Here is a 17,618-nt window from a genome sequence, read left to right as displayed (position 1 = left end):
TTTCGTATAAAGAATTAAATACTTATAAACCAAGTATTTGTGACACCTTTTCTCATTTAATATATGGTTACTTGCAATTTTTATGATTTGATGTTCAAAAAAGGCTCAATAACAACAAGGTTTACGAAAGGCTTACATGTTATATTTGAGCTAAAATTTCGTCTAGTTCATTTTGAAGCGGTTCAATCCCAACTCGACCAACAAAGTCATAGAATGATTCTTTCTCTACTTTATTCTCCTTGAAATAACTTAGGAAATCTTTTAATACAGGGCCTAAATTGTCCGCATCGACTTTTCCCTTTAATTTTTCATTAAATTTCCCATCATTATTCAGCGTACCACCAACATAGATTTCAAAAGCCTCTATCATACCTTTTTCTTTTGTTTTCATTTTCACACCTTGTAAACCAATATCTGCAATTTGACGTTGACCACATGAATTTGGACAGCCAACCATATGAAGGCGTACAGGCTGATCAATCGCAATTTCTTCATCTAAATATTCAGCAATACTTCGCATTCTTTCTTTTGTTTCTACAAGTGCTAAATTACAATATTCAATACCTGTACATGAAACTGAATAAGCAATAAAGTTCCTAGGATTGATTGAAATTCTATTAAAAATTTGTTCCTTTAACAGTACATCTACCTGTTCATCTGGAATATTTGGAATGATCAAGTTCTGAGAATTACAAGTGCGGATCTCACCATTTCCGTATGCTTTTGATATCCTAGCAAGCTCAAAAACTTCGTCAGCAGTTAGTCTTCCTACAGGTACGTTAAAGCCAACATAACTTAATCCCTCTTGTTTTTGCTTGTGTACTCCATAAAAATAACCTGCATTCCATTCCTTCAATTCATTTTTACCTTTTGAAAGTAATGGTCCAGTCAGTTCTTCTAATTTTTCTTTGAATTTCTCTACTCCCCAGTCAGCAACTAAAAATTTCAACCTTGCCAAATGACGCTTTTCACGGTAACCGTAATCTCGAAATAATGTTGTTATTGCTATTGCTGTCTCCTTGAGTTGTTCAGGGAGTATAAATACATCAAGTTCTTGTGCTAAAAACGGACGTGCTGAAAGCCCTCCACCTACTTTAATATGGAAACCAGCAACTTGTTTCCCGTCAATTTCTTTTGTTGCTGGAATAAATGCTAAACAATTTATTTCTGCATGCCCCGCATTATGAACATTTGCACTTATTGACATTTTATATTTTCTAGGAAGGTTTGAGAAATCTTCATTATGCTGGAAAAATTCATATACTTCTTTAACGATAGGTTCTGTATCAAACAGTTCACTTCCATCAATACCTGCAAGTGGGTTACCAACTATCGTACGAGTGATATCTCCACAAGCCCCAACTGAAGACAAACCAACACTTTCTAAGCGTTTAAAAATATCTGGAATTTGGTCAATTGTTAGCCAATGGAACTGTACAGCTTGACGTGTTGTTATGTCAAAAACACCTCTACCATAATCTTTACTAATCCCAGCTAATACATTAGCTTGATCATAAGTCAAAATTCCAGAAGGAACATTAACCCTCATCATAAAATATCCGTCTTCTTTAGGCTTTTGTAAGTATAATCCTGCCCACTTAAAATAATCCCATTGATCTTTTGGAATAGATTGAAAACCATTTTTCGCATAATGTGGAATATCGTTTAATATTTCTAACCCATCTTTTTGTAACTTCTGCTTTTCATTTTTGTTCAATTTTTCATTGTTTTCCCATGTTTTCACATATGCCATTTAGCACCCTCCTTAACTCCCTTATAACGATTATAGCTCATGTTCAATAAATATCGAAAAATAACTGTTGTGCAGTGTATTCTTTCTACATTCATCCCATGACTTATTTCGTTATTTAAATATAAGTATGGAGTCTCCTTACATAACATCATTGAACGTATGAAATTCGAAGGAAACTTTTTTATATAATCTATTATTGTATATATATAGTAACTAATGCAAAATTATTTACGAAAGAAACCATATTATTTTACTATTGATTTTTCTTTTAAATAATTTATTACCTGTTCAACAGATTGCTCTATTGACAGTTTGTTGCTTTCAATAATCAATTCAGGTTGTTCAGGAGGCTCATATGGTGAACTAATGCCTGTGAATTCAGGAATTTCACCTTTGCGTGCCTTGTCATATAACCCTTTTGGATCACGTGTTTCACATACTTCAAGTGGACACTTTACGTATACTTCGATGAACTCATGATTAGAAAAAAGCTCTCTTACGCTATTACGGTCTTCTCTGAACGGTGAAATAAAAGCTGTCAAAACAATTTGACCACTATCAGTAAAAAGCTTAGATACCTCTCCAATACGGCGTATGTTCTCTTTACGATCTTTTTCACTAAAGCCAAGGTCTTTGTTCAAGCCATGACGTATATTATCTCCGTCTAAAACATAAGTTCTAACTTGGCTTTCATGTAGTTTAACTTCAACTGCATTCGCAAGCGTTGACTTTCCAGATCCAGAAAGTCCGGTAAACCATAACACACAGCTTTTATGATTATTTAAGCTGTTTCGATCTTTCCTAGTAATTGTTGTTTCGTGCCATACGATGTTTTTAGATGATGACATGGACACCTCTCCTATATTACTTAATATATAATAAAACAAGGCTGTTATCACATTGATTGTTGCTTTTCACTCAAAGAACATGAATGCATAGATCTTTCGTGGCACCTTTTATACTTATTCATTTATTGAGCACTCATAAAACTTGTCAAATTGTCCGCTTTTAATAAAATAGCAACAAAGTTTACAAAAAAAGCCTCATCCAAAAATGTTATATTTTTAATAATAGGGCTGCCTAATAAGATTTTTCAACTCCCTTAATAGACCCCCCAATTAAATATCTCGTCACTTCTACACAAAGTTGTCAACACCGAACATTTATGAGTGGACTGATGTTTTGTTCAATCCTTTAATAAGTACCTCCGCGACCTCTGGTCGAGTAAATTCTTCTGGAGGAACCTCCCCATTTCTTAACATTTCTCTTACTTTCGTACCACTTAAATGAAGATGATCTTCAGAACTGCTAGGTGTTGTTTTCGAAGTAGCCATCGTTTTCGTTTTTTTGCAATAAAACGCATGTTCAAATTTTAATATTTCGATGCCTATTTCTACTTTTGAAAATTGATCAAAAATCTTTTGTGCGTCATAAGTTCCATAGTAATCTCCTACACCTGCATGATCACGGCCAACGATAAAATGAGTACACCCATAGTTTTTTCGAACTAAAGCATGGAAAATTGCTTCTCTAGGACCAGCATAGCGCATCGCGGCTGGAAATACTGCTAAAAAGACTCTTTCCTTAGGGTAATAGTGCTTAAGTAGCACTTCATAGCTTTCCATTCTCACATCTGCTGGAACGTCATCAGACTTTGTTTCTCCTACAAGAGGATTAAGTAAAAGACCGTCAACAATTTCTAGTGCACTTTTTTGAATATACTCATGTGCACGATGTACAGGGTTACGAGTCTGAAATCCTACCACTGTTTTCCATTGCTTTTGTTTAAATATTTCTCTTGTTTCTCGAGGATCAAGATAGTATTCATTAAATCTATCCTTCTTTGGACGCTCAACTAAATATATAGGACCAGCAACATATACATTAGGACGATCAAATAATTTTTTTACACCAGGATGTGATAAATCTGTCGTTTGAAATACGTGCTGAGCTTCTACTTCTTTATCTGGTGTATAGACCTCAGTTATTGTAATGACACCATAAACAGTGCCATCTTTAACAAGTTTAGCTTTTTCGCCTACAATTAGTTTTGAAGCTTTAGCCTCGGTAACTGGCAGGGTAATAGGGATACTCCATGGTGCACCTGAATTTAAGCGCATATCATGCACAACTGAAGTATAATCTTTATAGCCTAAGAAGCCTTCTAGTGGGCTATAGCCCCCTGTTGCAATCAATTCTAAATCACTTAAAGCCATTAAATCTAACTCAATTTCTGTTGTATTGTCGTTTACTGAATAAGGAGAGTTAAGGCGTTGAATCAATTCTCCCCCATGTGGTTTCAAACTCATAAGTTACCCTCCGTTTTATGTTGTCTTATCTTTTTAGTCGGAATTAAAGCGCTAAATACCTCCGCCGTCTTCATGGTATGACCGTCTGTCTTCTTGTGTATACCTCATTAACTTCAGCAAGCCATACGATGCAAAAGCAGCACTCATCATCGCACTTACAACATATAAATCTACTTGAATAAATAATTTGATAAATCCATAAGATACTGCTAGCGCAAATACTGGTGAAACAATCCAAACAAGGAGAAGTTTTTTAATTAATCGTTTCTTTAAGAGGCCTCTACCTTGCTCGGCAATACCAATGCCTATTATGCCCGAAGTGGTTACTTGTGTCATCGGTACCGGAAGCCCGAAAATTGATGCGATAAATACAAGGCCTGCTCCTGTACCTGATACTACACTACCTTGTAATAACGATAATCTTACGATTTTCTTGCCATTCGTTTCAATGACTCTTCTACCTAAAACAATTGCTCCTATTCCGATAAACAAACCACCTAGGATGATACCAGATTGTAATGGGATCAGCTCAGCTCCTACAAGTGGTCCAATTGCATTAGCAACATTGTTCATTCCTGCAGAAAAAGCTTCAAGAAAACCTGTCAACACAACTAGTACTGCTAATATAGTCTTCCACTTTTTTGACTGTAGGAAACCTTGTTTGCTTTCTACCCTCTTAACCAACTTGCCAAATAAAAACGTAATTGTAAAAGAAACTACCGGTGTGATAATCCAAAACAGCATAATAATAATTAAAGTATCAAACATAAGTGCTTTAAAAGCAATACCTACTCCAACTACCGCCCCAACAGTCACTTCACTCGTTGATAAAGGAATCCCCAAAATATTAGCAATAAATAAAGAAATTGTAGCTGCTGCAAGAATGCTAATTGCTATATGAACATTAACGATTGACGCTGGAACAATTTCAGTTCCTATCGTTTTAACAACTTCTCCTCCACCTAATGCAGCACCTAAAAAAACACCTATTCCACTAATAATAAGTGCAATGTTCTTCTTGGAAATGACACCAGATCCGTACGCGACTCCCATGGAGGCAGCTGCGCCACTAGCACCAATATTTAACGCGAACAAAATAGCCACAACAAATGCGGTTATTGTAAATATCATCTTCTCTTCTTCCTAACCTGATTGATGTAATCCGCATTCTGTTTTAGAGCTATTTGCCCAACGTCCAGCTCGGGAATCTTTATCATCACCAGTTGGTAACGTACAATACTCACACCCGATACTTGGATAGCCTTGATCGTGTAAGCGATTGTACGGCAAATTAAAGAACCGGATATAATTCCAAATATCTTCCCAACTCCAATGAATGAGTGGACATATTTTAATAGACTGAAACTTATCATCTTTATTGATGAAATTAGTATGGCTTCTCGATTGAGATTGCTCTCTTCTTAGTCCAGATATCCATGCTAAATTACCTTTTAATGCTTTTTGCAAAGGTAATATTTTTCTAATGTTACAGCATTGATTAGGGTTTGTTTTCCAAAGCTCATCACCATGTTGTTCTGCCTGCTCTATAAGAGTTAGCTCTGGCTTTTGAAGCATAATTTGTAAGGTAGGATATTTTTCTCTCACTCTGTCAATTAACTCATAAGTTTCTTTAAAATGTACGTCTGTATCAAGAAAAACGATTTTAGCTGTCTTATTAACTTTATTAATGAGATCAATAAGAACCATTCCTTCTGCCCCGAAGCTACAAGCATAAACAATCTCATCTTTATATTCCTTATAAGCCCATTTCAACACATCTAAACTTTCTTTAAACTGTGCTTGAATATCTGTTGATAGTTGATCTGACCAGCTATCATACGTTATTGAAGCCATGTTCTCCCCCCTTTATTTAATGCCGCAAATGGATATTCGTTTAAATACATTTTACTTCTCATTTCACCTATACCAGAAAAGATTACCATTATGACTTTAAGGATATTCCCAACCAAACAAGTAGGAATACAATGATTAGTATTTGTTTTAGTTTATAAAATTCTGATAAGAAAATCAATCAAATATTTTTTTTCGGATAAAATTAGGTCTTATTCCTATACAAAAAACTCATATTTTATTGAATAGACTACGTATTCAAGCTAACAATATATAGTGTTAAATATTTAATTTATCAAGGTTTTTATATTATAATTAATTCTTATTGATAATTATTATAATCTGTAATATAATATAATTATTCTAATTTAGGAGGATTCATTTATGACAAACACTACACTTATTCAATCTCTTAACCAACAACTAGCAAACTGGAACGTATTGTATACGAAGCTTCATAATTACCATTGGTATGTTACTGGAGCTGATTTCTTTACTCTGCATGCTAAGTTTGAAGAATTTTACGACGAGGCAGCTACTTATATTGATGAAATCGCTGAAAGAATTCTAACTATCGAAGGACAACCTATCGCATCGTTAGCTGACTATTTAAAACACACTTCAATCGAAGAAGCAACGAACAAAGAAACACCAAAAGATATGGTTGGAGCCATTGCTGAAGACTTTTTTAAAGTAATCCACGAATCCAAACTATTAATTGATCAAGCAGAAGATGCTAATGATCAACCTACTGCGGATATGTTTATCGGCATTAAAAACTCATTAGAAAAGCACGTGTGGATGTTAAAAGCATATTTAAAATAAGAAAAATCAAGGGGCAACTAAGGTTAAACAATAGTGAACATTTTATAGAACCCAAAAAATAGCACCATGAACAGGTGCTATTTTTTCTATTTAATAGGGTTGGTAGCCTATAAAAACATGTTTAATTACTACTAAAATATTCGTTGATATAGCCTGGTACGTTTGCATCGTTGAAGCTGCTAAAGAAAGAATAGTCCCCATATACTGATTCAAAATACACGATATATTTTGCGTGATTACTTCTTTCAGAATAACTAAAAACATCTTGATAACTCCGTAAACTCTCTAGTATTTGTTCGTCATTTGAGATGGAGAGTACATCTCTGGAATCATCTTCAAATATTTCTTCTAGATTATCCGTATCACGCCAAAAAACATTCTCTACTAACTTTATTTCATCATTGTTTAATTCAATAATCCTCATATTTGAGATTTCTTCGGGATGAATGGTCGCGTATTGCATATAGTCATTTTGTTCTAACCATGTAACTATTTGATTATATGAATAGTCCCAATGAATAGAAATTGATGTTTTTCTTTCTAACCCTCTTCCATAGTTTGCAAATAATGGGGAGTTATTTCCTAACCTGATGGTTACATTGCCTCCATTACCTTTTCCAGCCCTCATGTCCTCATATGATTGACTTAAAATATCTTCTCGAATTAATGTTAAAAACTCCTCAATTTTCTCATCTTCAGCTACAGTTTTTTCTTTGTCTAATTCATGACTAGGAGAAAAAACAAGTTGTTCAATATGCTCAGCATCTAATGCAAATAGTTCATCATAATCCATCTTCTTAAATTCAGCAGATTCGTAAATCGGTTTATAATAATTTTCGTAAGTACCATCTGTTGGTATATCATAAGACCGTACAAACTTCTTACCGTTCGTTAGTCCATAAACAACATGTATATTTATTACCGCTTCATCGTTGTTTTTATTTTTCTCCTTATCTTTTACTAGCTGTTGGTGAAGGTTATAAACGTGTACGATATTTTTACTGTCAGCATATTCAAAACGTTTAATGCCTTCATCGTCTTTCAAATAAGAATATATACCATTGTCAAAATAAACCTTTTCAATTTCATTAATATTTGGGATTTTTTCTTCAAAGCCAATGATATCAAAACTAATGACAGTAATGAGCAAAACCATCGTTGCCGTAAAAACAGCATAACCTTTATTAATTGGAACAATTCTCCATGATTTTTGTAACGTCATTTCAGCTACACAATACCCAATTATCGAACCGATGACATACCCTGCAATTGTCCAAGAAAAACTTTGTTGATATGTCCAAAGGTAGACACCACCTACAAGCATCGTACAAAAGGTTACCCCATATTTAAATACAGGCTGTAAAATGCTAAAGGTTACAGCTTGGGTAGCGGTTTCTGACCCTCTTTTTTTATAAATCCATATTGAGAATAGATAAATAAAAGCCATTACAATGACATACCCGATTACTTCTGTGTAAGTAAGTATCTCTACAGGTTCATTGCTGTATCCAAAAAATCTATTATACCAGCTTGTGAGGGGAGATAGCTTTTCAATTCCAACATTCAAATAATAGTCATAGTTAAATCCATATAGTAAAACACCAAGATTCGTTGATATTAAAACAGTTATCCCATATGGAAACAGCAAGAAAATATACGTTAATATTCCATGGGCTACAGACAACCCTGTAAACATCCCCACAAATACACTTACAACAAAGATAAACAACGTAAATAAAACAATGCTTCCTGACCAAATGAATATATCATTCAGTGATATATATGCATCCAGCTGCAAAGTTAATCTTAAGACTATAGCGATGCAAGCAGTAAGAATAACTGGTAATACAAGATTGATTGCACCAAATATCATATGATGATGAAAAATCGTTGTACGTTTTATCGGCATGCTATGAACAAAATCAACAGACCTTTTCGTTTGTAAATAACGGAATAAAAAGATAGCTAGAACAACTGGCACCGTAATAATAATTATATATTGCACATCTGAAAAGAAATCAAATTCTCGATAAATAAAACCTTTATTTAACTGATTATAGAAATCAATAATAGATAATGGGACAGTAAGCAATAGTAACATAAAATAGATTGTGCCGACCCATAGCACACTCCTAACATCTTGAACGAAGATGCCTCCTTTAAACCAGGATGTCATCGATCGCATAGCCTACATCCCCCATTTCATAAATAAATATCTCTTCCAATGTGAGCGGTAAAACATCCAATATAACGGGCTGGTATCGTAAGAAACTTGTTCTTATGTCCTGTTCATGCCCTCTAACGATACAAATAATAACACTACCGCGTTCTTCTTTATATAACATATCTACCTCGTTGAACAAATTCATAGGGATATTATTACTAAAGGCAATTTGTATTTTGTGTACATCAGATTTTATCGCATCAATTTCCTTTTGCATGATGAGCTGTCCTTCATGTAAAATACCAATTTGATCACATACCCCTTCTACTTCTTGGAGATTATGAGAAGAGATTAAAACCGTCATCTCTCTTTCCGCAACATCTTGAATTAACAAGTCTTTTATCCTTGTTCGCATGACTGGGTCAAGCCCATCAAGCGGTTCGTCCAAGATTAATACGTCAGGCATTGTTGATAATGCTAACCAAAAAGCAACTTGACGTTGCATACCCTTAGAAAAACGATGTATTTTATTTCGAGGATCAAGCCCAAATACACGTTGAAGTTCTTTAAATCTTTCTTCATTCCATGAATGGTATATGCTTTTATAGTACTTCGCCATTTGCAGAATTGAATAGTGCGAGAAAAAGTAGACAACATCTGGAATAAAAATGATGTTTTGCTTTAACCGTTCATTTTCAAAAACTTGTTCATCATTAATTAGCACTTCTCCACTATGCTGTTTATAAATCCCTGCAAGCAACTTCAACAGAGTTGTCTTCCCAGCACCATTAGACCCTAGTAGACCAAATATCGACCCTTTATTAATTTGTAGATTGACAGAGTTCAACGCTTTTTGACCATCAAAATATTTACTAACATTATTTAGTTGTATCATAGCGTTCTCCTCCTTTGACCACTTTTTCTACTTCATTAATTAGCTGTATACTTTGCTCTTTTGTCATACCTAAATAAAACGCTTCTAATAGTAATTTCTTGATTTCTTCCATCATCTTTTCGAGCTTCTCTTGATTAGGGAGTTGTGGCGATGGTGTAACGAAGCTACCTCTTCCTTTCACAGAATAAATATACCCCTGATGTTCAAGCTCACGATATGCTTTTTGAATCGTATTAGGATTAATCGTTAATTGTTTTGCTAATGCCCGAACCGATGGCAGTTGCTCATCGGGCTTAAGTACTTCGTTAATAATCAATTGTTTGATATTATCAACTAATTGCTCATAAATTGGCTGTCTACTTCGGAGATCTAAATTAAACATTGCTTCCCTCCCCCTGTACCATCTGTATTACAACCTATAATACAGATTGATTATATAAAACTGAATTCCATTTGTAAAGGACAAACTTAGCTGTATTATTCGCAGGGTGGATTGGTGGATATCATTAATGGGGATGTCCATTGAAGCTGAATAAGTTATACTAATCCGAACCTGTTGTAGCTTTCGTAAAAAGTTTGATCAAAAGGTTTTAAAACCCCATTATTACTTTTACTAATAAAAAGAAGCCATTTTGTCAAAATGGCCTCTCCTTCTAAAGTATTTTTTTAATCAAAAAGGTGTTACCTAATTTCATTCCCTTTGGAACTTGATCGTTTTACATGGCAACGAAAAAATGCATTCCAATTTTAGTTTAAAAACCTCACTAAGTTGGTAAAAGAAATATTTTTAAAGTGAACTGAAATCAACTATTAAATATAATGGACATATCAGTAGTACATCTCCTCCAAATCATATGATCGAATCCCTCACCCCAATAATCCTTCATTAAATAATCAGGCTCTCCAAATTTCTTCTTCCATATCTTTTGTGCATTTGTATATCCACTATCCAAACAAAATTCCTTTATTCCTCTGTTCAGTAAGGTCAAAAACATCACATTTAATAGTAAAGTCCCAATACCTCGATTTTGAAAATCTGGATGTACATATACAGTACCTACCTCATACAACTCTTTCAATTTACTACCCGTACAACTATTAATCAGCTCACTAGCTGGACCGTATTCAATTGTACCGATAATTTTATTATCATTTTTATCTGAAGCTATTAAAAAATACCGATTCTTCCCATTGCTATCAAAGTCACATTTCAAGTATTGTTTCTTATTTTCAATTTCATTTTCTATCTCATCAATCAATTCCGATAAACCTTCTCTTGCATATGTATCTTTAATGACTGTACTAAAAAATTGATTTAGCTCGATATTATCCCCACTTCGTGGCCTTCTTATCTCAATATTAAGCACCGGAAATCACTCCTTAACTAACCTACATTGCTTAATTACAATATTTCGAAGATAATAATTAACTCAAATACGTACGTAGAAAATAGAAAAAGTATGAAAAAATTCCAAAACGACTTCACCCTTCTGAATCAGAGCCCAGCTTTTTATTATTCTGGGTAGTAAATCGTCATACTTAATCGAGCTAATATATCCCCCGTGTTGTAATATGAATGTGGTCTATCAGCCTTAAATTTAAGTGAGTCACCATTTTTCAAATTATAGTTCGACCCATTTATGCTTATAAGGACTTCTCCGTCAAAAACAGTAATATATTCCTCGGTTCCATCCTTGTGTCGACGAGAATCTAATTTCCCCTCTGGTTCTATTTCAATTGAGTATAATTCAAACTGCTTATCTTCTGAATATGGAAATGTAGGAAAAACTCTGTACCTCCCATTATCGTCTGATAAAGCTTGGACCTCATTTCTTAAAACAATTTTAGCTTCAGGTTCGGGAACATTTATTAGTGATGTAAAAGAAACCTTTAACCCATTCGCAATTTTCCAAATGGTTGTTATAGTTGGACTTGATTCTCCTCTTTCAATTTGACCAATCATGGCTTTACTGACACCACTTAGGTCAGAAACCTTTTCTAAGCTTAGTTTTTGCTTTTCTCGTATGGCCTTCAGGTTTTTACCTAATATTTTCTGAATTTCTTCCATTTCATCACCCCATTATAATTTACACTATAACAAACATTTTGTATAATATAACATATAAGTGCAATATATTGTACTTTAATACACTATAACATACAATTAGGAGGGATCCTACTTATGCCTTTATTACCATTTCTTTTGTTTGTTTTGATCAGCAGTTTCACACCAGGACCAAATAATTTTATGGCTATGTCATTTTCAACTAAATATGGACTAAAGAAAACACTCAAATTTTGTATAGGGGTTGGTTTAGGTTTCTTTACACTTATCTTATTATGCAGTATTTTTAATCTCTTGCTTATAAAGATTATGCCCAGCATTAGAACACCCTTAACCATATTAGGTGTCAGTTACATGTTGTATCTAGCATTTAAAACTATCAAAGACAATGGAACGGATAATAAAAAGAATAATAGTAATGTTAAAAAGAATCTTTTTGTCATTGGTTTCTTAGTTCAGTTTATAAATCCAAAAGGGATTCTATATGGAATTACAGTAGTATCTTCATTTATTCATCCTTATTACAATTCATACATTATTTACTTTATTTATTCCTTGTTTTTAGGGTTTATTGGTATTGTCAGTTCGTCTAGCTGGAGTTTATTCGGGGCTATCTTTCAGAAGTTTTTAGATAAATATAGGAGTGTATTTAACATTATTATGGCGTTATTATTGGTTTATAGTGCCATCTCCATCATTATCCATTGAGGGTATTAGCAAGACTACAGAACTTATTAAACTCTTAAACATTTTTTTACTAGACATAGAATGCAAGCTAATTCACACCTAGATTTTTCTCGAGCTTTTTGTATAAATCCTTATGTCTTCTATTTTTAAATCATTCCCTAATGATGTCTAATAGAAATTTTTATACACATGTGTTACATATTTGGTATTGAGTTGATATATTATTATTCTTGCAATTTTGCATCAAACTCGACCCCAATCCTAATGTTCATAGAAATTCCCCTAGCAACTACAATCTATCTTTTGTTTACTAAAAATCAAAAAATATACCCTGTTTTGTCTCAAAATGTAAATTTTATGGTAAAATTTATTATGCTCGTTAATTATTCTATAAAAATATTATCGGAGGTGTCTTTATGCGTAGAGCCATAGCTTATATAATTGATATTGTTATAATATCCTTTTTATTATTTATTGAGATACAAATTTTAGATTCAATTCTAAGGCAATATGGTACATATACAGCTCCAAACCTTATCATCTTAATTGCAATCTCAATAACTACACTCTTTATTACTTTTCTATTTAAAGATCTAAAAGGAGCTAGTGTAGGAAAAGAGCTATTGGGATTAAGGATAGTTAGCTTAAATGGTGAAAAACCCACAATGAAAGCACTGGTTATTAGAAACCTAATATTATACTTTACTACAACTATTGAATTTTTTGTTTGGGTATTTAGAAAAGATCACCGACGATTAGGTGATCTCCTAGCTAACACTAAGGTTACAAGGGCAGACTAGGCTGTCCTTTGTTTTTTCTAAACACAACTATCATTGTGGATACTAATTTTTCTTTTTGAATTTATTTCTACCTTTTCACGTATACTGAATTTACCAATCTGTCGTTACGTTTGTTAAATCACTAGCACTTTATTAAACACCTTAAATTGACTTATGAGGTGTTTTTTTAATCAAGATAGCCAGCTCCAGTTACTCGTTCAGCTCTTTTAAATAATTCTTCTTTAATGTCTAAAATTGTAAATGATGTAAAGTTCAAATCCTCACTACCTTCTACAAAAATTTGGTAAAGACTGTTTAAATCATCCAAAGCCAAAAAATCTTCTTCAGTTAACTCGTCAGATAATGATTTTTCATAGTAAGAAAAGATTATGTTACTGGATTTCTCAACAAAAGATATCATGTTACCATCAATATTTATTTTATACATAAAATAAGAGTTTATATCAGATGCTCTTTTTACATTTCTTAACGTCTGATAATAATCTATTCCTTGTTGCTTATCAGCATGGTCTACAAGCAAATTCAAATTGTTAGCTATACTAAATTCATTGCTTATGAATTCAAGGTAAATATTGTTCATGAATTTCTGATTTGTCTTTACTTTTTCGTTTAATATGACATTAATTGTAAGTGATAAAATAAGTAATATTATGAATCCTATTTTTAGGATTTTCGAATTCATTTGACCACCCCCATTTTATAATGTCACGAACGCTTGTATATATGCATTTATTTAATATAGAGCGAAATACACCTTTTCAGACCAAATAAATTAAATTTATATTAAGAGGAAAGTAATTTTTTCCTGAAATAGCTTAAATAATCCAACTTAGTGTAAGAGTCTTAATCTCGCAAACTAAATCATTTAATTCTGATTGATTTCTTTCAATTTGTATTACTCTCAAGGTGTCGAGATAACCTTTAAATTTATTAACAATTGGCTATTATTACATATTCTTTTATTCAAGTTATTACTGTAGAGTTGTTTATGCATGAAGATTATTACTTTTTAGGAGGATAAATAGTTAAACAGCTATGGGGATTATATAATTTTATAATTTTCTTATTTACTAGCACAATCATATTAGGTATATTTTTTGAATCGTTCTTGGCGGTTTATGCAAATAAAGTAAGTCCATCTTTATCCGTTATAACTGTTTTTACATTGGCATTATATATTTATATAAGTTATAAATTAGCCTCCAAGTTATATTTTGGCGTTTGGAGGTACTTACTTTATATACCTTTATTAAATGTTATATTATATATTGGTACGATTCCATATTACTTGCTACTTCGAAATGCGTATAATTATGTAGATGAAGGGGACTACGGAATGGGTCTTACTTTAGTACCATTATCAATTACTATGTGGTTAATATTTATTTGTGCAACCTTCAAAGGTATGCTCAACAGAAAGAAAATACATAACAAGTCCTTGTTCTTTCATGACTCTACCAATACGTCTTCTAGAAACAGTTTTCCCAAGCTTTATAAGTTCATGTTTAATTTTGCGTGTCCCGTAATTCTGTCGACTCTCATGGAAGATTCGAACAATATGTGACGTGACATCATCCTCATGAGTTCGGTGTTTTGCTTCATAATAAAACGTACTTCTTGGGAGTTGTAGGACTTGGCACATTGCTGATATCGAGTATTTGTGTTTGTTTTGCTTAATCACATTTACTTTTGTCCTAGTATCAGCGCGGCTTGCTTTAAAATATCATTTTCCATTTCTAATTGCTTGTTTCGCTTACGTAATTCTTGCAGTTCCTTTTGTTCAGGAGTTAGATTGTCCTTTTCTTTGAATGAGCCTGAATTTTTAAATTGATTAATCCATTTATCAAGAGAAGACGGCGTTAAGTCGTATTCTCGAATAATTTCTTTCCGTGGCTTTCCATTTTCATAAAGTTGTACAATTTGTTGTTTGAATTCTTGGGTAAATGTACGGCGCGCTCTTTTTGTCATGTAGATTCTCCTCATTATTCATATAGTAAGTTCATTCTACTTGACCTTAAAATTTCTGTCTAACTAAGTGTAGCCGATCCAAGTTAACTTACTAGTCCCCTATAGTACCTTAAATTAATCACAACTTTATTATTGCTTATTTTAAACTGATTAAAGCACCTACAGCTCCACTAAATTCACCTTCTTCCAAAAAGAAGGGTTTCTTTTTTCTCATTTCGGTATATTCTCTAATTATATTCTTTAATATTGGATTAGAACGAAAAGTTGAACCAATATATACGATTGATTGTGAATCAAAACGATTTGCCGCCTGTTCGCAAATTGTGACAACTGTTTCTCCTATAAGGCCAATTATGGAAGCAATTATGTCAGATTGAGAAGGGGATTCTTTGGACAGTTTACCTATGTTTCCAAAATTACTTGCTGTAAGATCTCCTGAAATCGGAGGCACAATCCCTTCAAAAATATCACTTACTTTTAAGTCAACATTACCTCTATTACCATCCCTTGATATTTGAATGATCTCAGTAAAATCTTTTTTTCCAGAATATAAATAAGACAAACCCATCAGTGTTCCCCCACCAACACCAGTTCCACCAATTCGTTGTTGTTCACCGTTTTTCACAATATGTATGGACGTTCCAGTTCCAATATTCGCTAAAATATAACTGTCTCCTAGAAAAAGTTGGTGCTGCTTTAAAATAAATGCTACTCCCTTGCATGTAGCATCAAATTCTAAGATAGATCTTGTAGGTAATTCTAACTTGTTAGCAAGAACTTGTTGTTTACCACCAGTTAGACAAATTTTCGGATGATGAAAAGAAGATCGAATCCATGAAACAACCTCATCTAGTTTATGAGATGAAAATAATTTATATTTAATTAAATCTTTATTTGAGTACGCAACTTTAACGAGTGTACCACCAGCATCAATTCCTATATTTGAGTGATTCATTCCTTACCCTCTCTATTTAATAATGTTTAGAAAACACAGTTTGTAAATGATTTTCATCTATATTCTTTACAAAACATACTGTAGTAAATAATTATAACATTATTCAATAATGCAATATTCGGTGAACTTTGACGTTATTTATTTTTTAAACTGTATAAGTTGGTATTGAGTCCATTAAATTTTATAACTCCTAAAATTATATTTTCATTAAAGTATTTTTCATAACCCTGGTTTTTTAAGCAATTTCACCTGAGTTGAATAAAAAGAGGTAACGAAAATTGTTTTAACTAATTTCTTTTGTTTAAATACGGATAACATTTTATATTTCATTGCAGATACATCAACGTAACAACATTTCAAAAAGGTGAGCAAAGTAATTAAGGATTTTGTAACAACCAAATTAATCTAACACAAAAATCCCTAATCATTGAGTTAGGGATTTCGCTATGTCTTGATTGACAATGTACTTAATATATTTTGTTCTCCTCACGCATTGATGAAGGCAGTGAGAAACCCAATTTACAATGAGTCTTATAAATAGATTTATTAATGTTTAATCTTAGCCTACCTAGACTACTAAATAATATAGTAAAATAAGGTGAAATATTGTAAAGGGACTTATAGTATGGATATTTTATTAGAACTGTTAATACGTTTACTTGCTCCTAGAATTGGCACGAAAAAATCGAAATTATTTTACAAACGCATTAAACAGCTAAGAAGTGAGAGCTGGTTTAATGACCTTGCTAAAAATGATGCATTTGCGATGAGTTTTAATTTGGATTTCAGAAGATTAATTATTGAATCAGATATTGATGCTATCCTTCAAGATCGTAATCTAACAGAGAACTTTCGATCAGATATAATTAGAATTTTTCTATAATATTACGTAGTTAAGTATTAATAAATAGGTGCTTTTTTTCATTAATTTTGTTCGAGAATGTTCTCAGACTATAATGGATTAATGAAAACTGAAAAAGCTTTAACCATGAGGATGAAATCCCTAGCCAGTAATAGCTTAGCATAGGTAGTAAGCTAGAATTTTGCACTATTATTCCTTATCATACAGACTTTTGTAGATAATAAGCACAGTCGTGATACGTTTGAAAGATAGAGGGATTATGAAATGGATGCCAGCCTCTTTATGTTCAAAACTCTATCTATAATTCCCTCATTCATACTTCATCATCAATCCTTTATTTTATCTAGCACTTCTTCAGACTTGAATTGAAAATGGAATATGTTTTATTTCTTTTTCTGTTAATAGAAATACTAAAGTATCTTCCAAAGGCTCTCAGTTATGTCCTATCTTATTCCTTTTTCTTTAGTATTATATTTTACACATG

16 protein-coding genes and 1 pseudogene are annotated in these 17,618 nt (G+C 32.7%); 4 read left to right on the top strand and 13 right to left on the bottom strand.

Annotated features, from left to right (window positions below):
• Nucleotides 1–139 precede the first annotated feature (139 nt).
• From ACSVDA_RS09135 to ACSVDA_RS09115, 5 genes are all read right to left on the bottom strand, one after another.
• Nucleotides 140–1,753: a nitrite/sulfite reductase gene (locus tag ACSVDA_RS09135; protein WP_485882581.1), complete on the bottom strand. Its 1,614-nt coding sequence runs from the start codon at nt 1,751–1,753 to the stop codon at nt 140–142.
• Between the two features lie 245 nt (nt 1,754–1,998).
• On the bottom strand, nt 1,999–2,601 hold the full coding sequence (gene cysC / locus ACSVDA_RS09130) for an adenylyl-sulfate kinase (RefSeq protein ID WP_485882579.1): 603 nt from the start codon (nt 2,599–2,601) through the stop codon (nt 1,999–2,001).
• A 315-nt stretch (nt 2,602–2,916) separates the two neighbouring features.
• Complete coding sequence (gene sat, locus ACSVDA_RS09125) at nt 2,917–4,062, bottom strand: sulfate adenylyltransferase (protein WP_485882577.1); 1,146 nt, start codon at nt 4,060–4,062, stop codon at nt 2,917–2,919.
• A gap of 51 nt (nt 4,063–4,113) precedes the next feature.
• Complete coding sequence (gene cysP / locus ACSVDA_RS09120; RefSeq protein WP_485882575.1) at nt 4,114–5,193, bottom strand: sulfate permease; 1,080 nt, start codon at nt 5,191–5,193, stop codon at nt 4,114–4,116.
• Between the two features lie 12 nt (nt 5,194–5,205).
• Nucleotides 5,206–5,916 (bottom strand): phosphoadenylyl-sulfate reductase, encoded by a 711-nt coding sequence (locus ACSVDA_RS09115; RefSeq protein WP_485882574.1) that lies wholly within the window; start codon nt 5,914–5,916, stop codon nt 5,206–5,208.
• Between the two features lie 381 nt (nt 5,917–6,297).
• On the opposite strand from ACSVDA_RS09115, the gene ACSVDA_RS09110 reads away from it, so the two are divergent.
• A complete protein-coding gene (locus ACSVDA_RS09110) occupies nt 6,298–6,738 on the top strand; it encodes a Dps family protein (RefSeq protein ID WP_485882572.1) in 441 nt (146 codons plus the stop codon).
• A 121-nt stretch (nt 6,739–6,859) separates the two neighbouring features.
• On the opposite strand, the gene ACSVDA_RS09105 is transcribed toward ACSVDA_RS09110, so the two are convergent.
• The 5 genes from ACSVDA_RS09105 to ACSVDA_RS09085 all read right to left on the bottom strand — a co-directional run bounded on the left by ACSVDA_RS09105 (nt 6,860) and on the right by ACSVDA_RS09085 (nt 11,865).
• On the bottom strand, nt 6,860–8,923 hold the full coding sequence (locus ACSVDA_RS09105) for a DUF6449 domain-containing protein (protein WP_485882570.1): 2,064 nt from the start codon (nt 8,921–8,923) through the stop codon (nt 6,860–6,862).
• Nucleotides 8,898–9,797: an ABC transporter ATP-binding protein gene (locus ACSVDA_RS09100; RefSeq protein WP_485882568.1), complete on the bottom strand. Its 900-nt coding sequence runs from the start codon at nt 9,795–9,797 to the stop codon at nt 8,898–8,900. The genes ACSVDA_RS09105 and ACSVDA_RS09100 overlap by 26 nt, the downstream gene beginning before the upstream one ends.
• On the bottom strand, nt 9,781–10,179 hold the full coding sequence (locus ACSVDA_RS09095; RefSeq protein ID WP_214481972.1) for a GntR family transcriptional regulator: 399 nt from the start codon (nt 10,177–10,179) through the stop codon (nt 9,781–9,783). Before ACSVDA_RS09095 ends, ACSVDA_RS09100 begins: the two co-directional genes overlap by 17 nt.
• A 421-nt stretch (nt 10,180–10,600) precedes the next feature.
• Nucleotides 10,601–11,164: a GNAT family N-acetyltransferase gene (locus tag ACSVDA_RS09090; protein WP_485882566.1), complete on the bottom strand. Its 564-nt coding sequence runs from the start codon at nt 11,162–11,164 to the stop codon at nt 10,601–10,603.
• Between the two features lie 146 nt (nt 11,165–11,310).
• Nucleotides 11,311–11,865 carry a helix-turn-helix domain-containing protein gene (locus ACSVDA_RS09085; RefSeq protein WP_485882565.1) on the bottom strand — a complete coding sequence of 185 codons (555 nt, stop codon included), beginning with the start codon at nt 11,863–11,865 and terminating at the stop codon, nt 11,311–11,313.
• A 114-nt stretch (nt 11,866–11,979) separates the two neighbouring features.
• Here ACSVDA_RS09085 and ACSVDA_RS09080 point away from each other — a divergent pair, with 114 nt between their 5' ends.
• A complete protein-coding gene (locus ACSVDA_RS09080) occupies nt 11,980–12,570 on the top strand; it encodes a LysE family translocator (RefSeq protein WP_485882563.1) in 591 nt (196 codons plus the stop codon).
• A gap of 395 nt (nt 12,571–12,965) precedes the next feature.
• Nucleotides 12,966–13,349, top strand: coding sequence for an RDD family protein (locus ACSVDA_RS09075; protein WP_485882561.1), 384 nt, complete (start codon nt 12,966–12,968; stop codon nt 13,347–13,349).
• A 166-nt stretch (nt 13,350–13,515) separates the two neighbouring features.
• Here ACSVDA_RS09075 and ACSVDA_RS09070 read toward each other — a convergent pair whose 3' ends face one another.
• The 3 genes and pseudogenes from ACSVDA_RS09070 to coaW form a co-directional block, all read right to left on the bottom strand.
• The gene (locus ACSVDA_RS09070) at nt 13,516–14,031 is read right to left on the bottom strand and encodes a hypothetical protein (protein ID WP_485882559.1); all 516 of its coding nucleotides are present in this window, start codon (nt 14,029–14,031) and stop codon (nt 13,516–13,518) included.
• Between the two features lie 747 nt (nt 14,032–14,778).
• Nucleotides 14,779–15,317 (bottom strand): annotated as a pseudogene (locus ACSVDA_RS09065) (transposase); the annotation flags it as partial.
• A gap of 136 nt (nt 15,318–15,453) precedes the next feature.
• Nucleotides 15,454–16,272: a type II pantothenate kinase gene (coaW, locus tag ACSVDA_RS09060; protein WP_485882558.1), complete on the bottom strand. Its 819-nt coding sequence runs from the start codon at nt 16,270–16,272 to the stop codon at nt 15,454–15,456.
• A gap of 625 nt (nt 16,273–16,897) precedes the next feature.
• On the opposite strand from coaW, the gene ACSVDA_RS09055 reads away from it, so the two are divergent.
• Complete coding sequence (locus tag ACSVDA_RS09055; RefSeq protein WP_485882557.1) at nt 16,898–17,155, top strand: hypothetical protein; 258 nt, start codon at nt 16,898–16,900, stop codon at nt 17,153–17,155.
• Nucleotides 17,156–17,618 lie beyond the last annotated feature (463 nt).

It is taken from the genome of Cytobacillus sp. Hm23, assembly GCF_051842895.1.
In the GTDB taxonomy this organism is placed as follows: domain Bacteria; phylum Bacillota; class Bacilli; order Bacillales; family SM2101; genus Nanhaiella.
Note: the sequence above shows the minus strand (reverse complement) of the source record. Positions and strands in the feature narration are given on the sequence as shown.

Excerpts from the sequence above, each read along its gene's own strand:
- ACSVDA_RS09135 (WP_485882581.1), bottom strand. The coding sequence starts at position 1,753 with ATGGCATATGTGAAAACATGGGAAAACAATGAAAAATTGAACAAAAAT.
- cysC (WP_485882579.1), bottom strand. The coding sequence starts at position 2,601 with ATGTCATCATCTAAAAACATCGTATGGCACGAAACAACAATTACTAGG.
- sat (WP_485882577.1), bottom strand. The coding sequence starts at position 4,062 with ATGAGTTTGAAACCACATGGGGGAGAATTGATTCAACGCCTTAACTCT.
- cysP (WP_485882575.1), bottom strand. The coding sequence starts at position 5,193 with ATGATATTTACAATAACCGCATTTGTTGTGGCTATTTTGTTCGCGTTA.
- ACSVDA_RS09115 (WP_485882574.1), bottom strand. The coding sequence starts at position 5,916 with ATGGCTTCAATAACGTATGATAGCTGGTCAGATCAACTATCAACAGAT.
- ACSVDA_RS09110 (WP_485882572.1), top strand. The coding sequence starts at position 6,298 with ATGACAAACACTACACTTATTCAATCTCTTAACCAACAACTAGCAAAC.
- ACSVDA_RS09105 (WP_485882570.1), bottom strand. The coding sequence starts at position 8,923 with ATGCGATCGATGACATCCTGGTTTAAAGGAGGCATCTTCGTTCAAGAT.
- ACSVDA_RS09100 (WP_485882568.1), bottom strand. The coding sequence starts at position 9,797 with ATGATACAACTAAATAATGTTAGTAAATATTTTGATGGTCAAAAAGCG.
- ACSVDA_RS09095 (WP_214481972.1), bottom strand. The coding sequence starts at position 10,179 with ATGTTTAATTTAGATCTCCGAAGTAGACAGCCAATTTATGAGCAATTA.
- ACSVDA_RS09085 (WP_485882565.1), bottom strand. The coding sequence starts at position 11,865 with ATGGAAGAAATTCAGAAAATATTAGGTAAAAACCTGAAGGCCATACGA.
- ACSVDA_RS09080 (WP_485882563.1), top strand. The coding sequence starts at position 11,980 with ATGCCTTTATTACCATTTCTTTTGTTTGTTTTGATCAGCAGTTTCACA.
- ACSVDA_RS09075 (WP_485882561.1), top strand. The coding sequence starts at position 12,966 with ATGCGTAGAGCCATAGCTTATATAATTGATATTGTTATAATATCCTTT.
- ACSVDA_RS09070 (WP_485882559.1), bottom strand. The coding sequence starts at position 14,031 with ATGAATTCGAAAATCCTAAAAATAGGATTCATAATATTACTTATTTTA.
- coaW (WP_485882558.1), bottom strand. The coding sequence starts at position 16,272 with ATGAATCACTCAAATATAGGAATTGATGCTGGTGGTACACTCGTTAAA.
- ACSVDA_RS09055 (WP_485882557.1), top strand. The coding sequence starts at position 16,898 with ATGGATATTTTATTAGAACTGTTAATACGTTTACTTGCTCCTAGAATT.